A 13,810-nucleotide genomic window follows, 5' to 3' on the forward strand; every position below is an offset into this window, starting at 1 on the left:
GGACCTATGCTCCCAGCGCGTCCAGCCGGGCACGCAATGCGGCGACTTCCTGCTCCAACGCCTCCAACCGCGCCTCCAGGTCGGAAGCGGGCAGGACCGATGCACTTCGCTGCGCCGAAAGGACGGTAACGTCTACCGGGCCGCTCAGCAGATGTACGTAGCGGTCCTCGCGCTGGCCCGGTCCGCGCGGGATTTCCTGGATGAGTGGCGGCCGACGGCCGATCAGCATGTCGAGCTCGGCGCGCAGATCTTCGATCGACGAAAACCGTGCCATGCGCTCGGTGCGCGCCGACAATTCATGGGCCGTCTGCGGCCCGCGCAGCAACAGCAGGCCGATCAAAGCGGTCTGCGGCGTGGTCAGCGAGAAGCGCTGCGCCATCTGATGCTCGTAGCGCTCGACACGCGAACCGAACATCTGCCTCACCAGCCCCTTTTGTTCGAGCAGCTTCAGCCCCCGATGCACCTCGGTCTGCTCCAGCGCCATCACCGGCTCGCGCGCCGTCTTCTGGTTGGCGGCGGCCAGTGCTGCGTTGAGCGTCAGCGGATAGACATCCGGCGTCAGCTCCTTCTTCTCGATCAGGCAGCCGAGTATGCGCGCTTCGACGGGGGAGAGAGTGGGAAGGTCATCGCTCATTGGATTTGCTTTCGCCGGCAACCGACCGCCAGCCTAAACCCTTCTCTCCACCATCATCTTCTTGATCTCGGCGATCGCCTTGGCCGGGTTGAGGCCCTTGGGGCAGGTCTGCGCGCAGTTCATGATGGTGTGGCAGCGATAGAGCCGGAACGGGTCTTCGAGGTTGTCGAGCCGCTCGCCGGTGGCCTCGTCGCGGCTATCGATCAGCCAGCGATAGGCCTGCAGAAGCGTTGCCGGGCCGAGATAGCGGTCGCCGTTCCACCAATAGCTCGGGCACGAGGTCGAGCAGCAGGCGCACAATATGCATTCGTAGAGCCCGTCGAGCTTCTCGCGGTCCTCATGGCTCTGCAGCCACTCCTTGGCCGGCTCCGGCGACACCGTCTTCAGCCAGGGCTGGATCGAGGCATGCTGGGCATAGAAATTGGTGAGGTCCGGCACAAGATCCTTGACCACCTGCATATGCGGCAGCGGGTAGACTTTTACCGCGCCGGAAATGTCGTCGCAGCCCTTGGTGCAGGCGAGCGTGTTGGAGCCGTCGATGTTCATGGCGCAGGAGCCGCAAATGCCTTCGCGGCAGGAACGCCGCAAGGTCAGCGTCGGGTCGATCTTGTTCTTGATCCACAGCAGCGCGTCGAGCACCATCGGCCCGCAATCGTCCATGTCGACGAAATAGGTGTCGATGCGCGGGTTCTCGTCATCGTCCGGCGACCAGCGGTAGATGCGGTATTCCCGCAGATTGGTGGCGCCCTCCGGCTTCGGCCAGGTCTTCCCCGGCTTGATCTGCGAATTCTTCGGGAGCGTGAGTTCAACCATGTTCGATCCTCAATACACTCTGGCCTTGGGCGCGATCTTGGCGAGGCTGATGCCGCCGTCCTTTTCAGCCAGTTGCGGCTCGGTGTGCACCGGCCGGTAGGAGAGCGTCACCTTGCCGTCTTCGCTCAGCCTGGCCAGCGTATGCTTGCGCCAGACCGCGTCGTCGCGCGCCGAAAAGTCCTCGCGTGCGTGTGCGCCACGGCTCTCCTTGCGCGCCTCGGCGCTGTAGACCGTGGTGATGGCATTGGCCATCAGGTTTTCCAGCTCCAGCGTCTCGACCAGATCGGAGTTCCAGATCATCGAGCGGTCGGACACTTTGATGTCCTTCAACTCGCCCCAGAGCTGCGAAATGCGCTTGCAGCCGCTCTCCAGCGATTCCTGCGTGCGGAACACCGCCGCGTCTTCCTGCATCGCCTTCTGCATCTTCTCGCGCAGCACCGCTGTCGGCGTCGAGCCGTTGGCGTGGCGGAGCCGGTCGAAGCGGTCCATGATCTTTTCGACCGAGGCTTCGTTGGGCGAGGGGATCGCCGACTTGCGGTCGATGACCTGTCCGGCGCGGATCGCGGCCGCGCGGCCGAACACCACAAGATCGATCAGCGAATTCGAACCGAGCCGATTGGCGCCATGCACGGAGGCACAGCCGGCTTCGCCGACAGCCATCAATCCCGGCGACACCTGGTCGGGATTGAGCGCCGTCGGATTGAGCACCTCGCCCCAGTAATTGGTCGGCACGCCGCCCATATTGTAGTGGACCGTGGGCAGCACCGGGATCGGCTCCTTGGTCAGGTCGACGCCGGCAAAGATCTTGGCCGATTCCGAAATGCCCGGCAGCCGCTCATGTAGGACGGCGGGATCGAGATGGTCGAGATGCAGGAAGATGTGGTCCTTGTTCTTGCCGACGCCGCGACCCTCGCGGATTTCCAGCGTCATGCAGCGCGAGACGACGTCGCGCGAGGCAAGGTCCTTGGCCGACGGCGCGTAGCGCTCCATGAAGCGCTCGCCCTCGGAGTTGACGAGATAGCCGCCCTCGCCGCGTGCGCCCTCGGTGATCAGGCAGCCGGCGCCATAGATGCCGGTCGGGTGGAATTGCACGAACTCCATGTCCTGCAGCGGAAAGCCGGCACGCGCGGCCATGCCGCCGCCGTCGCCGGTGCAGGTGTGCGCCGAGGTGGCCGAGAAATAGGTGCGGCCATAGCCGCCGGTCGCCAGCACCACCATCTTGGCGGAGAAACGATGGATGGTGCCGTCATCGAGGTTCCAGGCGACGACGCCGGTGCAGGTGCCGTCCGGCTCCATGATCAGGTCGAGCGCGAAATACTCGATGAAGAACTGCGCGTTGTTCTTCAGCGACTGGCCGTAGAGCGTGTGCAGGATGGCGTGGCCGGTGCGGTCGGCGGCGGCACAGGTGCGCTGCACCGGCGGGCCGTCGCCATAGTTCATCATGTGGCCGCCGAACGGCCGCTGGTAGATCTTGCCCTCATCGGTGCGCGAAAACGGCACGCCGTAATGTTCGAGTTCGTAGACCGCGGCCGGCGCTTCGCGCACCAGATATTCCATGGCGTCGACATCGCCCAGCCAGTCCGAGCCCTTGACGGTGTCGTACATGTGCCACTGCCAGGAATCGGGACCCATGTTGGACAGCGAGGCGGCAATGCCGCCTTGCGCCGCCACCGTGTGCGAGCGGGTCGGGAACACCTTGCTGATGCAGGCGGTGCGCAGGCCCTGTTCGGCCATGCCGAGCGTGGCGCGCAGGCCGGCGCCGCCGGCGCCAACGACCACCACGTCGAACTTGTGGTCGACATAAGTATAGCCAGCGCTGTTGGCTTGTTTCGCGTCCTTGGCCAACTCAGCCTCCGAATGCCAGCTTGAGCAGGGCGAAGATCGAGGCGACGCCGACCGCTATGGTGAAAAACGTATTGAGCGCGATCAGCGCCAGCTTCATGCCTTCGCCATGCACGTAATCCTCGATGATCACCTGCATGCCGATCCGCATATGGATGAGCCCGGAGATGAGCACCAGGGCGATCACCAGCGCCACGAACGGGTTGGCCAGGGCTGTCCGCACATGTTCGTGATCGGCGCCGTTGAGCGCGATCAGGAAGCCGACGAAGAACAGGATCAGCGGGATGTTGGCGATCGCGGTGAGGCGTTGGCGCCAGAAATGCCCGGTGCCCTCACGGGCGGAGCCGAGGCCGCGGACCCTCGCCAGCGGCGTGCGCATGTCGGTGTTTTTGCCGCTCATGATCAGGCTCCCCGCGCCATAGTGCCGGCGATCCAGATCAGCAGCGTGAGCAGGATCGAGCCGGCCAGCGTCGCCCAGGCGATCTTCGAGGCGGTATGCTTCTCCAGGCCCGCGCCGGTGTCCCAGATCAGATGGCGCACGCCACCCAGCATATGGTGCATCAGCGCCCAGGTGTAGCCGAACAGGATGAGCCGGCCGAGCCAGGTGCCGAAGGCCCAATTGGCCCAATCGAAGGTCGCCTGCGAGCTTGCCGCCGCCATCAGCCACAGGGCGACCAGCAGCGTGCCGAAATACAGCGCGCCACCGGTGATGCGGTGAATGATCGACATCGTCATGGTGATCGGCGGCCGGTACACGGTGAGGTGCGGCGAAATCGGCCGTTCACGTCTGACAAATTCGCGGGTGGCTGGTGATTTGCTCATGGCTCCCCCAGTTCGGCGTCTCTCTGGAGCCTCAGGTGGAAATGCGGCATTGCCGCTTCCGGTTGCGACTTCGGACAGCCGGTTTCTAATGCTCTTTTTGCACCGCGTCAAAGCCAGAAAACCGTTTCGAAAACGTAATTTAGTCTGACTAAAAGGCCGGCTTGGGCTTCAATCGATTAGGCCGGGAGGCCCGAAGCCGGCTCGTTATCGCTGCAGTGCAACATGTCTGACCCAAGGGCCCAGCGGTGTTGAGATTGGCGTCAGCGTTTGCAGGTCTGCGGCGTCGACCCCTTCTTCATCACCAACGCCTCGCGTCCGTCGATCACGATTGCGTCATGCGTGACCGCCTGGTAGCGGCTGCTCTGGTTGGCGGGCGACGCCGCAAACTCCTCGGTCGCGCCGTCGGACCCGACCACACGCAACGATGTACCAAGATTTTGGATGGAAATCATACCGTTGTTGCCGCATCTGTAGGTGGCCGCGCCTATGCCGGACCGAGGCGCGGTAAGGTCGGTGATGATCTTGGTTGCAGCTGCCGGAGGCGCCGCGGCTGCGACGGACTGCTGAGCCGGTGCAGGTGAGACGACGACGGTATTGGCCGCCTTCGGCGCGCTGTCCTGCGGCACACAGGCAGCGACGACACCGAGCAACGGGAAAACGGACACCCAAATCGGCCGGCGTAGCGCCATATGCTGTCCTCCCGCGCGGCAAACCAGCCGCGATGCTTTGCCAAGATCAAGGTCATCCGACGCCGAGACGGACACCAGCCGCGATGGTGCGGCCGAGCATGGCCGAATGATGGCCACCAGGTTTTCCATCCAGTCGGATATTAACGGATATTAACCATGTTTACCGAGACATTGCCGCCAAACGCGCCGGCCTCTTAACAAAGGTTAAGAAAACGTTAATTTCTGATTCGAGGAGGCTTTCCCTCAAGACACGGAGGACGCCATGCGTTCGAATTCGGGCAGATCGCGCCTTGCGGCGCTCATCGTGACGGCGTCGGCCGTCGGCCTTGCAGCGCCAGCGCTTGCCGGCGCGCGGCATCAGGATCGCGTCTACGCCGATTCCTTCGGCAACCTCGTCGTCGACAGCGCCGCTGGCTACAAGCGCATCATCGTCGGCGAAGGCAGGCTGGCCAAGCAGCTTTCCGACTACACCAGCGCCGGCCAGCCCAAGGTGATCTACGAGAACGAAGCCGACGAAATCAGCGGATACAGCGATTGCTACCGGCCGCCGGTGCTGGTGAAGGGCCGCTCCTATATGTACGGTCTCTCCGACGGCGAGATGCCCGAGCTCAGCCCCTGCCGCTAGACTCTTTGTCTGGACGCAATTCCCAAGGGAAAGCGCCATGCGCTTTTCCCGGGAAAACCGTTTCACACTTTTCCTGAAATTGCTCTGGCTTCCATTCCGGCTGACGACCAATTGCCGGCAGGCCCGGCGGAGACGCGCACGCAATCGCGCCCGGCATTCTTCGCCTGATAGAGCGCCTGGTCGGCGCGCCGCATCAGATCGGCAAAGTCTTCGCTCGGATGAAGTTCGGCGACGCCGAAGCTCGCGGTGCAGCGGTTGTCAGCCGGCAGCCCGTCGATGGGCAGCCCGCCAAAGGCGCTGCGCGTGCCCTCGGCGAACAGCCGGGCCGCGGCAAGGTTGGTTCCCGGCAGGATGATGGCGAACTCCTCGCCGCCGATGCGGCCGGCAACGTGATGCGCGGCGGCGGCTTCGCGCAGGAAGCCTGCAAAAATCTCGATCACCCGGTCGCCTGACGCATGGCCGAAACTGTCGTTGACGCTCTTGAAATGATCGAGGTCGGCAATGACCAGCGCGACCGGCACGCCTTGCCGCATCGCGCCAAGCACCGCCAGCTCGGCATGGCGGGTGAAGCCGCCGCGGTTGAGCAGGCGCGAAAGCGTGTCCGTCTCCGACTTCGACGTCACTTCGGCAAGCACGTCGCGAACCAGGATGGCCAGCATCAGCAGCGCCAGCGCCAGCGCAAAGACAGTGCCGAGCGATTGCGACACCAGCGCGTAGTTGCTTTGCAGATAGGCCTGCGGATTGGCGCCCCAGCCGCCGAGCGCATGCGCGATGAACGGCTTGGAGGCAAACTGGAGGCCGCTCGCCGCCAGCACGGCCATCAATATGCGATCGAGACGGGCAAGCTTTTGCCTCGATGACCAGACGATGGCCAGCCCGACGAACTGCATGACCGCATAGGGAAGCTGGTAAGCCATGATGCGGATGAGCGACTGGCGAGGCAGGTCCTGCACGAAATACACGGCTATGGTGGTGGCCAACAGGAAAAACAGCATCGGCTTCCAGGGCGGCGCCACGCCGTATTTGCGGGCAAGCCCGCCATTGAACGCAATGGTGGCGCCAAGGAAGACCGCGAAGGCGGCAACGACCGGGAGCCGCGCGTCGGAGAAAGCGGGAATGGAGAATTCGATGGCCGAATAGGCCATGCCCAGCAGATAGCCAAATGCCAGCCAGCGCGCCGGCGCCCGGCCGACATCATGGAAGGTGACTGCCATGAAGGATGCCGCCAGCAGGCCGGCAACCGACAGATTGATCAACAGGATGAAGTTGGCGCCGCTCATGTTCTCCCGCACCCGCGCCGACAGCTAATCATCGACGGGCGAAGAAGACGTTAACGCCGTCCCGGCCGGACAGATTCAGCCGGTCTTGAGCGGCTCCGGCAGGAACGCCGTTTCCGGCCGCTCATAGGACAGGCGTACACTGTCACGGCCGTTCTTCTTGGCTTTGTAGAGCGCATCGTCGGCACGGCGCATCAGCGGCTCCAGCGCCTCGCCACCGCTGCGGGCCGCCACGCCGAAGCTTGCCGTCACCTTCGTTCCCGGGGGAAGCCCGTCGACATGGCCGGCCGAATAGACGGTGCGCACCGCTTCGGCGAACAGCCGCGCCGCCGCAAGATCGCTGAGGGGCAGCAGCACCGCGAATTCCTCGCCGCCGATACGCCCGGCAACACCGCGCGCGCCGGCCGCCGACCGAAGCTTGGCGGCGAAGTCGGCGATCACCCGATCGCCCGCCCCATGCCCATGCACATCGTTGAGCGCCTTGAAGTGATCGAGGTCGGCCAGCACCAGCGCGACCGGGAACCGGGCCGAGGCGCAGTGCTGCAAGAGCCGCATGCCTCGCTCCTCGAAGCCACGCCGGTTGAGCAGGCCCGACAGGGGGTCGGTATAGGTCTCGGTCTTCAATGCCTTCAACACGTCGAGTGCCGCGGCGGAAAACAGGCACAGCGCGATGAGCAGCGAGAGCAGCGCGTGCGACAGCAGCGCCGTCGTCCAGTAGGACGAGCCATAGAACCCGTCATAGCTGGCGAAGGGCCCATGCGCGATGACGACGGCAAGGGTGCGCACGAAGAAATTGACGCCCGACAGCAGCGACAGCACGAATAGGATTTTTTCGGTCGGGCCGTTGTTGCGTACCGGGCGCAGTTCGGCGGCAACCAGAAGGCTGATGCCGCCGAATGCGAAATTCATCGCCAGGATGCGCCAGGTGAGATCCGGCGCGACGAACAGGAACCAGCATAACGACGCCAGGCCGCCGCCCGCCAACACGGCGATCCCCACAGAGGGCACCTTGCGGCCATAACGGTGGATGACGGCGCTGGACAGGCAGCAGGCAGCGATGGTGAAGCAGATGTTCGACGTAAGCTTGGTCAGCGGCATCCCGATGGGCAAGGTGAAATACTGGAGCAGGAAGCCAGCTGCCGAGAGACTGTAGCTGATCGCCAGAACGGCCAGATAGGGGCGGTGGCGCTGATAGGACCATAGCACAAGGAACGCCGCGCCGAGCGCCAGCGCGATCGTCGGGTTGAGCAGCGCAATGAGCAGACCCGTGTCCAACCGACTGTGACTTCCCCTGGCTTACGTCAGGGAAGAGCTTAGAGGGCAAGCCCAAACAAGCGGTTAAGCCATGCGGCAAGCAGGACCGCCGCCTCAAAATAATGTCAGGGAACCGCAGTCTCCGGTCAGCGTTCCTCCGTTCACAATCTGGAGCGACCCATGGCCGACACAATCACACTGACCAACCACGATGCGATCCGCTCATGGGCTGCCGGGCGCGCCGGCTTTCCCGCAATCGTCGACATATCGCCGGAGGCGGGGACGCAGCCCATGTTGAGGCTGGTCTTCGGCCAGCATGCCTATCAGGACCAGGACCAGCCTGAACGGCCGCTCAATGCGGGAGGTTATGAGCTCGTCGAATGGGACGAATGGTTCAAGCTCTTCGAGGAACAACAGCTTGCGCTTGTGGTCGCGGCCGAACAGCCGGGACGCCGCGAGGAGTTCCACGAACTCGTCCGCCGCGACGGAAAGAGCTGACCCGAGCCGGGCGCGGCTCGGGTTCTGTTCAAATCCGGGTTACTTCCACTCCCGGATGTCGACGAAGTGGCCGGCAATCGCCGCCGCGGCCGCCATCGCCGGCGACACCAGATGGGTGCGGCCCTTGAACCCTTGCCGGCCCTCGAAATTGCGGTTCGAGGTCGAGGCGCAGCGTTCATGCGGCTTCAGCCGGTCGTCGTTCATGGCAAGGCACATCGAACAGCCCGGCTCGCGCCAGTCGAAACCGGCGGCGACAAAAATCTTGTCGAGGCCTTCGGCTTCCGCCTGTTCCTTGACCAGTCCGGAGCCCGGCACGATCATCGCATCGACATGCGGGCTGACTGTCTTGCCTTCGACCACCTTGGCGACGGCGCGCAGATCCTCGATGCGGCCATTGGTGCAGGAACCGATGAAGACGCGATCGAGCGTGATGTCGGTGATCTTGGTGCCCGGCGTCAGCCCCATATAGTCGAGCGCGCGCTGCTTGGAGGTGCGCTTGTTTTCATCGGCGATGTCGTCCGGGTTCGGCACGATGCCTTGCACCGACACCACATCCTCGGGCGACGAGCCCCAGGAGACGATCGGCGGCAGCTTGGCCGCGTCGAGCACGATCACCTTGTCGAAATGCGCGCCCTCGTCGGACTGCAGCGTCTTCCAGTATTCGAGTGCCGCATCCCAGGACGCGCCCTTCGGCGCGCGAGGCTTGTCCTTGACATAGGCGAAGGTCGTCTCGTCGGCGGCGATAAGGCCGGCGCGCGCACCGCCTTCGATCGACATGTTGCAGATCGTCATGCGGCCTTCCATCGACAGCGCACGGATCGCCTCGCCGGCATATTCGATGACATAGCCGGTGCCGCCGGCGGTGCCGATCTCGCCGATGATGGCCAGGATGATGTCCTTGGCGGTGACGCCCTGCGGCAGCTGGCCGTCGACACGCACGAGCATGTTCTTGGCCTTGCGCTGGATCAGCGTCTGTGTCGCCAGAACATGCTCGACCTCGGACGTGCCGATGCCATGCGCCAGCGCGCCGAAAGCGCCATGCGTCGAGGTGTGGCTGTCGCCGCAGACGATGGTCATGCCGGGCAGAGTAAAGCCCTGCTCCGGACCGATGATGTGGACGATGCCCTGGCGAATATCGTTCTCGGAATAATATTCGACGCCGAAATCCCTGGCGTTCTTGGCCAGCGCCTCGACCTGGATACGGCTTTCCTCGTTCTTGATGCCGAACTTGCGCTCGGGTGAGGTCGAGACATTGTGATCGACCACGGCCAGCGTCTTTTCCGGATGTCGGACTTTACGGCCGGTCATGCGCAGGCCTTCGAAGGCCTGCGGGCTGGTCACTTCATGGACCAGGTGGCGGTCGATGTAGAGCAGGCAGGTGCCGTCGTCCTGGCGGTCGACGACATGGTCGTCGAAAATCTTGTCGTAGAGGGTGCGCGGTGCGCTCATGTGCGTAAATCCGTCGATATGAGAATGGGAAAGAGCAGGTGCCGGACCTCCGGCCCGGCGAAACGACCCCGGCGGGTCGGCCTAGGGTAGTCGGCTGGTCAGCGCCCCGGACACGCGCGCGGAGAAGCGCGACGGCAGGCGTTTTCTGTCCTGCAGCACGAACCCCTTGTAGGCCGGATCGCCAAAAAGCTCTTCCATGGCGTGGCTCATATCAATGTTTTGGGTTTTCGGCAATTGCGGCGTGCTTTGGCAGAACCCAAGCCTCTCCGCTCAGATCACTTCAAACACAAACGTCTTCACCAGCGCGTCAGGCTCGGCGATCGCATAGCAGCGGAACCACGGGCTTTCCTCGATCGGCCGCCATTTCCCAGCCTGCTCCAGCTCATCGAACACCGCCTGGAAACCGCCGCTCTCAAACACCTGGTCACGCACGGTGAAGATGGCATGGCCGCCCTTGCGGGTGATGCGCACCAGCTCGCGCAGGCTAGAGGCCGGCGCATGGCTGATGGTGAACACGCCGGTGGAGAAGAAGGCGCGGAAGTGGGCGTCAGGCCATGGCAGCGTTTCGCCCAGCATTGCCTGCTTCAGCTCGCTGTAGGCATTGCGGCTGCCGGCGATCTTCAGCATATCGTGCGAGAGGTCGAGCCCCGCAATGTCGCGGTAACCGAGCGCCTTCAGCGAAGGTCCCGACAGGCCGGTGCCGCAGCCGGCATCGAGCAAGGGGCCATCGCCCGCCGGCACATGGCGCACCACCCAGGCGGTGATCAGGAAAGGCAGGAGGTAGCCGAGCGAGGTGGTCTCGCTGTCATAGGTCGCGGCCCACGCGGCATAGGCCTCCTCAAGCGCTTCCGGCGTGTCGGCCGTATAGACGGAATCCAGAGCCGCATTGGCTTTGTCGACGATCATGGGGACCTCCTGAAGGGGAATGCTCGGGGATCGTAGCGCTGCCTTGGCCGAAAAACTATTCCTCGTGCTGGCGGCGCAGCCGCCGCTCCAGCGCCCTGAGCGCCAGCGACAGCCCGACGGTCAGGATGAGATAGATGTAGGCCGTTATCGAATAGGTCTCGAAGAAGCGGAAGGAGCCGGCGGCGTAGACCTTGCCCATCTGCGTGATGTCGGCAACGCCGAGCACCGAGACCAGCGAGGAATCCTTGACCAAAGCGACGAAATCATTGCCGAGCGGCGGCAGGATGGTGCGGATTGCCTGTGGGAACACGATCAGCCGGAAACGCTGCGCGCGTGTCAGCCCAAGCGCCTTCGCCGCTTCGATCTGGCCCTTCTCCACCGCCTGGATGCCGGCCCGGAAAACCTCCGAGATGAAAGCCGAATAGCCGATGGTCAGCGCCATGATGGCGCGCCAGAGCAGCGACACGTCGCGCACCAAAAGCTCGCCGAACAGGCCGGCGCTTTGCAGCGGCGCGGTCAGCGCGTTCCAGGCCGCGACGAAGGCCGGCGCGCCGGCAAAGGCGATCCAGAACAACAGCACCAGGATCGGCACGCCGCGGATGATCTCGACATAAAAGCGCGCGATCTGGCGCAGCCAGCGCGAGCCGGACATTCCCATCAGCGCGATGCCGAGACCCATGGCCGAAGCCAGCACGAAGGCGATCACGGTGACGAAGATGGTGATGCCGATGCCCTTGGCGACCGTCGCGAAAACCTGGGTATAGAGGTTGCTGGTGGCGACGAAGACGGCCACCGCGATCGCGAGGGTTACGGCAACGACGAGCCACCAGGGGAAGTCGGCTTTGGAGGAAGAGCAAGGGACCTGCATCAGAAGGATTGCGCCAAGGCACCCCCCTCTGGCCTGCCGGCCATCTCCCCCGCAAGGAGGGAGATTGGCAGCTTCAATGCCCGCGCCTTTTCTTCAATGCTGGAGGTACGCGAAGGCAGGGCGGACAGCTGATCTCCCCCCTTGCGGGGGAGATGCCCGGCAGGGCAGAGGGGGGTGTTCAAGCGCCGTGTCTGCGTGAGGTTCAGCGAACTACTGCCCCATCTTGTAATCAAGAAACCATTTCTTGTTGAGCGCATCGAGGGTGCCGTCGGCCTTCAGCGCCGCGATGGCCGCGTTGACCGGCTTCACCAGGTCCGAACCCTTCGGAAAGATAAACCCAAAATCCTCGGTACCGAGCGGCCCCCCGATCAGCTTCAATTTGCCCTCGGAGGCGTCGACATAGCCTTTGCCGGCGGTGCCATCGGTCAAAACAACATCGACGTCGCCTGATTTCAGTGCCTGCACGGTCGCGCCGAACGTCTCGAACAGTTTGATGCGCGGGTTCTGCTCATTGCCGTCGAGCACGCTGTAGACGGCGGTGTAGAAGGGCGTGGTGCCGGCCTGCGCGCCGACCAGCCCGTCCTTGAAGGCGCCGAAGGTCTTGGCGTCGGTGAAGCGGCTCTCATCGCCGCGCACCAGCATGAACTGTTCCGAGCGCATATAGGGGTCGGAGAAATCGACCTTCTCCTTGCGGTCGTCCTTGATGGTGATGCCGGTCATGCCGATGTTGTACTGGTTGTCGGAAACCGCCTGGATCATCGCGTCCCAGGAAGTGTTCTGGTACTCGACCGTGAAATTGAGCCGCTTGGCGATCTCGTTCATCGCGTCATATTCCCAGCCGATCTGTTTGCCGGTCTTGGCATCGATGAACTGCAGCGGCGGATAGGCGTTTTCGGTCACAACCACCACCTTCTTGCCGCCGAGGTCGGGCAGCGCCTGCGCGAAGGCGGCAACGGGTGCCAGGACGAGGGCAAGCAGGCCCGCCAGCAGCAGTTTCGATTTGGTCATGACACACTCCCCGGGAATTGATGACCCGGGCATGGCCGGGCTTGCAGGAAAATCCGGCGCCGACTTTAGCTTTCCGCAAGCGTCATGCAAGACGCTCTGCCGTGTCGCCTGGGGCGAAATCGGATTCCAATGCTCTCGATCGGAAGATTCCGGGAGATCCGTGCCTTGGCCGGCGGTCAGTCAGCCGCCGGTGCCTTGGCGTCCGTCTCGCGCAGCCCAGCAATGAGCTTGGCCAGGATGCGGTGCAGGCCATCCAGTTCGACCGCGCTGAGGCGGGGAAATTGGCAGAGTATCTGGACAGCAACGTCTTTGGCGGGCCCGCGTAGCGACTGTCCCTTGGCTGTCAGCTCCAGCAGCACCCGGCGCTCGTCGGCAGCGTCGCGCCGGCGGGTGATGAAGCCGCCCGCCTCCAGCCGTTTGAGCAGGGGTGTCAGCGTCGCCGAATCGAGACCCAGCACCTCGCCGAGCCCACCCACCGTGCGTGGCGCTCGCTCCCACAGCGCCATCATCGCCAGATATTGCGGATAGGTGAGGCCGAGCGGTTCGAGCAACGGCCGGTAGAGCCGTGTCATCAGCCCGCTAGCCGAATAGAGGGCGAAGCAGATTTGGTCGTCGAGTTTCGGCACCCCGGCGAAATCCGCCGAGGCCTGCGTGGTATCGTCCGTCTGTTTTGTGTTCATGCTGCCTTTGCCGGAAGCGCCTTAGCCGAAAGCGCCACCTCGATGTTGCCCTTGATGGCGTTGGAATAGGGGCAAACCTGGTGCGCCGCCGATACAAGCGCTTCCGCCGCCGCCTGATCAAGACCTTTTGTTTCCGCTGCCAGCGAAACGCCGAGCACAAATCCGCCCTGCGCATTGCTGTGCAGGCTGACATTTGCCGTCACCGAGGCATCCTGCAGCGGCAGTTTCTGCTTGCCGGCGATGAAGCGCATGGCGCTTTCGAAGCAGGCGGCATAGCCGGCGGCGAAAAGCTGTTCGGGATTGGTGGCGCCACCTTTGCCGCCAAGCTCCTTGGGCATGGCAAGATCGAGGCTGAGCAAGCCATCATCGCTCTGGACATGGCCGGCGCGGCCGCCGACGGCGCGGGCTTGGGTAGAATACAATGCAGGCATTTCATTTCTCCATT

General features: G+C 63.7%; 16 protein-coding genes. 2 read left to right on the forward strand and 14 right to left on the reverse strand.

The genetic code is table 11. The features are described from left to right. Positions 1 to 4: 4 nt before the first annotated feature. The 6 genes from NKH95_RS12470 to NKH95_RS12495 form a co-directional block, all read right to left on the reverse strand. Positions 5 to 634, reverse strand: a complete 630-nt coding sequence (locus tag NKH95_RS12470; RefSeq protein ID WP_352891667.1) for a YceH family protein — start codon at positions 632 to 634, stop codon at positions 5 to 7. Positions 635 to 667: 33 nt separating this feature from the next. After that, positions 668 to 1,447, reverse strand: coding sequence for a succinate dehydrogenase iron-sulfur subunit (locus NKH95_RS12475; RefSeq protein ID WP_013528877.1), 780 nt, complete (start codon positions 1,445 to 1,447; stop codon positions 668 to 670). A gap of 9 nt (positions 1,448 to 1,456) precedes the next feature. Beyond that, on the reverse strand, positions 1,457 to 3,292 hold the full coding sequence (gene sdhA, locus NKH95_RS12480; RefSeq protein WP_352891668.1) for a succinate dehydrogenase flavoprotein subunit: 1,836 nt from the start codon (positions 3,290 to 3,292) through the stop codon (positions 1,457 to 1,459). A gap of 1 nt (position 3,293) precedes the next feature. Beyond that, a complete protein-coding gene (gene sdhD, locus NKH95_RS12485) occupies positions 3,294 to 3,689 on the reverse strand; it encodes a succinate dehydrogenase, hydrophobic membrane anchor protein (protein WP_127297680.1) in 396 nt (131 codons plus the stop codon). A 2-nt stretch (positions 3,690 to 3,691) separates the two neighbouring features. Then, positions 3,692 to 4,111 carry a succinate dehydrogenase, cytochrome b556 subunit gene (gene sdhC / locus NKH95_RS12490; RefSeq protein ID WP_352723305.1) on the reverse strand — a complete coding sequence of 140 codons (420 nt, stop codon included), beginning with the start codon at positions 4,109 to 4,111 and terminating at the stop codon, positions 3,692 to 3,694. 260 nt (positions 4,112 to 4,371) lie between these two features. Beyond that, positions 4,372 to 4,929, reverse strand: coding sequence for a hypothetical protein (locus NKH95_RS12495; protein WP_352891670.1), 558 nt, complete (start codon positions 4,927 to 4,929; stop codon positions 4,372 to 4,374). Positions 4,930 to 5,062: 133 nt separating this feature from the next. Between NKH95_RS12495 and NKH95_RS12500 the strand changes: the two genes are divergently transcribed. Then, positions 5,063 to 5,425 carry a hypothetical protein gene (locus NKH95_RS12500; RefSeq protein WP_023811258.1) on the forward strand — a complete coding sequence of 121 codons (363 nt, stop codon included), beginning with the start codon at positions 5,063 to 5,065 and terminating at the stop codon, positions 5,423 to 5,425. A 62-nt stretch (positions 5,426 to 5,487) separates the two neighbouring features. Here the strand turns inward: NKH95_RS12500 and NKH95_RS12505 are convergent, their stop codons facing one another. Next, positions 5,488 to 6,705, reverse strand: a complete 1,218-nt coding sequence (locus NKH95_RS12505; protein WP_352891671.1) for a GGDEF domain-containing protein — start codon at positions 6,703 to 6,705, stop codon at positions 5,488 to 5,490. 75 nt (positions 6,706 to 6,780) lie between these two features. Then, a complete protein-coding gene (locus NKH95_RS12510) occupies positions 6,781 to 7,977 on the reverse strand; it encodes a GGDEF domain-containing protein (RefSeq protein ID WP_352891672.1) in 1,197 nt (398 codons plus the stop codon). Between the two features lie 159 nt (positions 7,978 to 8,136). Between NKH95_RS12510 and NKH95_RS12515 the strand changes: the two genes are divergently transcribed. Further along, entirely contained in the window at positions 8,137 to 8,454 is a 318-nt protein-coding gene (locus NKH95_RS12515) for a hypothetical protein (RefSeq protein ID WP_352442073.1), read from the forward strand. Between the two features lie 39 nt (positions 8,455 to 8,493). Here NKH95_RS12515 and leuC read toward each other — a convergent pair whose 3' ends face one another. The 6 genes from leuC to NKH95_RS12545 form a co-directional block, all read right to left on the reverse strand. Beyond that, entirely contained in the window at positions 8,494 to 9,903 is a 1,410-nt protein-coding gene (gene leuC / locus NKH95_RS12520; protein ID WP_127297674.1) for a 3-isopropylmalate dehydratase large subunit, read from the reverse strand. Positions 9,904 to 10,173: 270 nt separating this feature from the next. Further along, positions 10,174 to 10,809 (reverse strand): class I SAM-dependent DNA methyltransferase, encoded by a 636-nt coding sequence (locus NKH95_RS12525; protein ID WP_352891673.1) that lies wholly within the window; start codon positions 10,807 to 10,809, stop codon positions 10,174 to 10,176. 55 nt (positions 10,810 to 10,864) lie between these two features. Further along, the gene (locus NKH95_RS12530; protein WP_352891674.1) at positions 10,865 to 11,677 is read right to left on the reverse strand and encodes an amino acid ABC transporter permease; all 813 of its coding nucleotides are present in this window, start codon (positions 11,675 to 11,677) and stop codon (positions 10,865 to 10,867) included. 210 nt (positions 11,678 to 11,887) lie between these two features. Beyond that, the gene (locus NKH95_RS12535) at positions 11,888 to 12,685 is read right to left on the reverse strand and encodes a transporter substrate-binding domain-containing protein (protein ID WP_128304255.1); all 798 of its coding nucleotides are present in this window, start codon (positions 12,683 to 12,685) and stop codon (positions 11,888 to 11,890) included. Positions 12,686 to 12,861: 176 nt separating this feature from the next. Then, complete coding sequence (locus tag NKH95_RS12540) at positions 12,862 to 13,365, reverse strand: MarR family winged helix-turn-helix transcriptional regulator (RefSeq protein ID WP_023811267.1); 504 nt, start codon at positions 13,363 to 13,365, stop codon at positions 12,862 to 12,864. Further along, entirely contained in the window at positions 13,362 to 13,796 is a 435-nt protein-coding gene (locus tag NKH95_RS12545) for an organic hydroperoxide resistance protein (protein WP_023811268.1), read from the reverse strand. Before NKH95_RS12545 ends, NKH95_RS12540 begins: the two co-directional genes overlap by 4 nt. Between the last annotated feature and the right edge of the window lie 14 nt (positions 13,797 to 13,810).

The organism is Mesorhizobium sp. M0848 (assembly GCF_040319805.1).
GTDB lineage: Bacteria > Pseudomonadota > Alphaproteobacteria > Rhizobiales > Rhizobiaceae > Mesorhizobium.

Bases quoted from the DNA above. Each gene is read 5' to 3' on its own strand.
- NKH95_RS12515 (WP_352442073.1), top strand. From the start codon at position 8,137: ATGGCCGACACAATCACACTGACCAACCACGATGCGATCCGCTCATGG.
- NKH95_RS12540 (WP_023811267.1), bottom strand. From the start codon at position 13,365: ATGAACACAAAACAGACGGACGATACCACGCAGGCCTCGGCGGATTTC.
- NKH95_RS12535 (WP_128304255.1), bottom strand. From the start codon at position 12,685: ATGACCAAATCGAAACTGCTGCTGGCGGGCCTGCTTGCCCTCGTCCTG.
- NKH95_RS12530 (WP_352891674.1), bottom strand. From the start codon at position 11,677: ATGCAGGTCCCTTGCTCTTCCTCCAAAGCCGACTTCCCCTGGTGGCTC.
- NKH95_RS12525 (WP_352891673.1), bottom strand. From the start codon at position 10,809: ATGATCGTCGACAAAGCCAATGCGGCTCTGGATTCCGTCTATACGGCC.
- NKH95_RS12470 (WP_352891667.1), bottom strand. From the start codon at position 634: ATGAGCGATGACCTTCCCACTCTCTCCCCCGTCGAAGCGCGCATACTC.
- NKH95_RS12500 (WP_023811258.1), top strand. From the start codon at position 5,063: ATGCGTTCGAATTCGGGCAGATCGCGCCTTGCGGCGCTCATCGTGACG.
- NKH95_RS12475 (WP_013528877.1), bottom strand. From the start codon at position 1,447: ATGGTTGAACTCACGCTCCCGAAGAATTCGCAGATCAAGCCGGGGAAG.
- sdhC (WP_352723305.1), bottom strand. From the start codon at position 4,111: ATGAGCAAATCACCAGCCACCCGCGAATTTGTCAGACGTGAACGGCCG.
- NKH95_RS12495 (WP_352891670.1), bottom strand. From the start codon at position 4,929: ATGGAAAACCTGGTGGCCATCATTCGGCCATGCTCGGCCGCACCATCG.
- NKH95_RS12505 (WP_352891671.1), bottom strand. From the start codon at position 6,705: ATGAGCGGCGCCAACTTCATCCTGTTGATCAATCTGTCGGTTGCCGGC.
- NKH95_RS12545 (WP_023811268.1), bottom strand. From the start codon at position 13,796: ATGCCTGCATTGTATTCTACCCAAGCCCGCGCCGTCGGCGGCCGCGCC.
- leuC (WP_127297674.1), bottom strand. From the start codon at position 9,903: ATGAGCGCACCGCGCACCCTCTACGACAAGATTTTCGACGACCATGTC.
- sdhD (WP_127297680.1), bottom strand. From the start codon at position 3,689: ATGAGCGGCAAAAACACCGACATGCGCACGCCGCTGGCGAGGGTCCGC.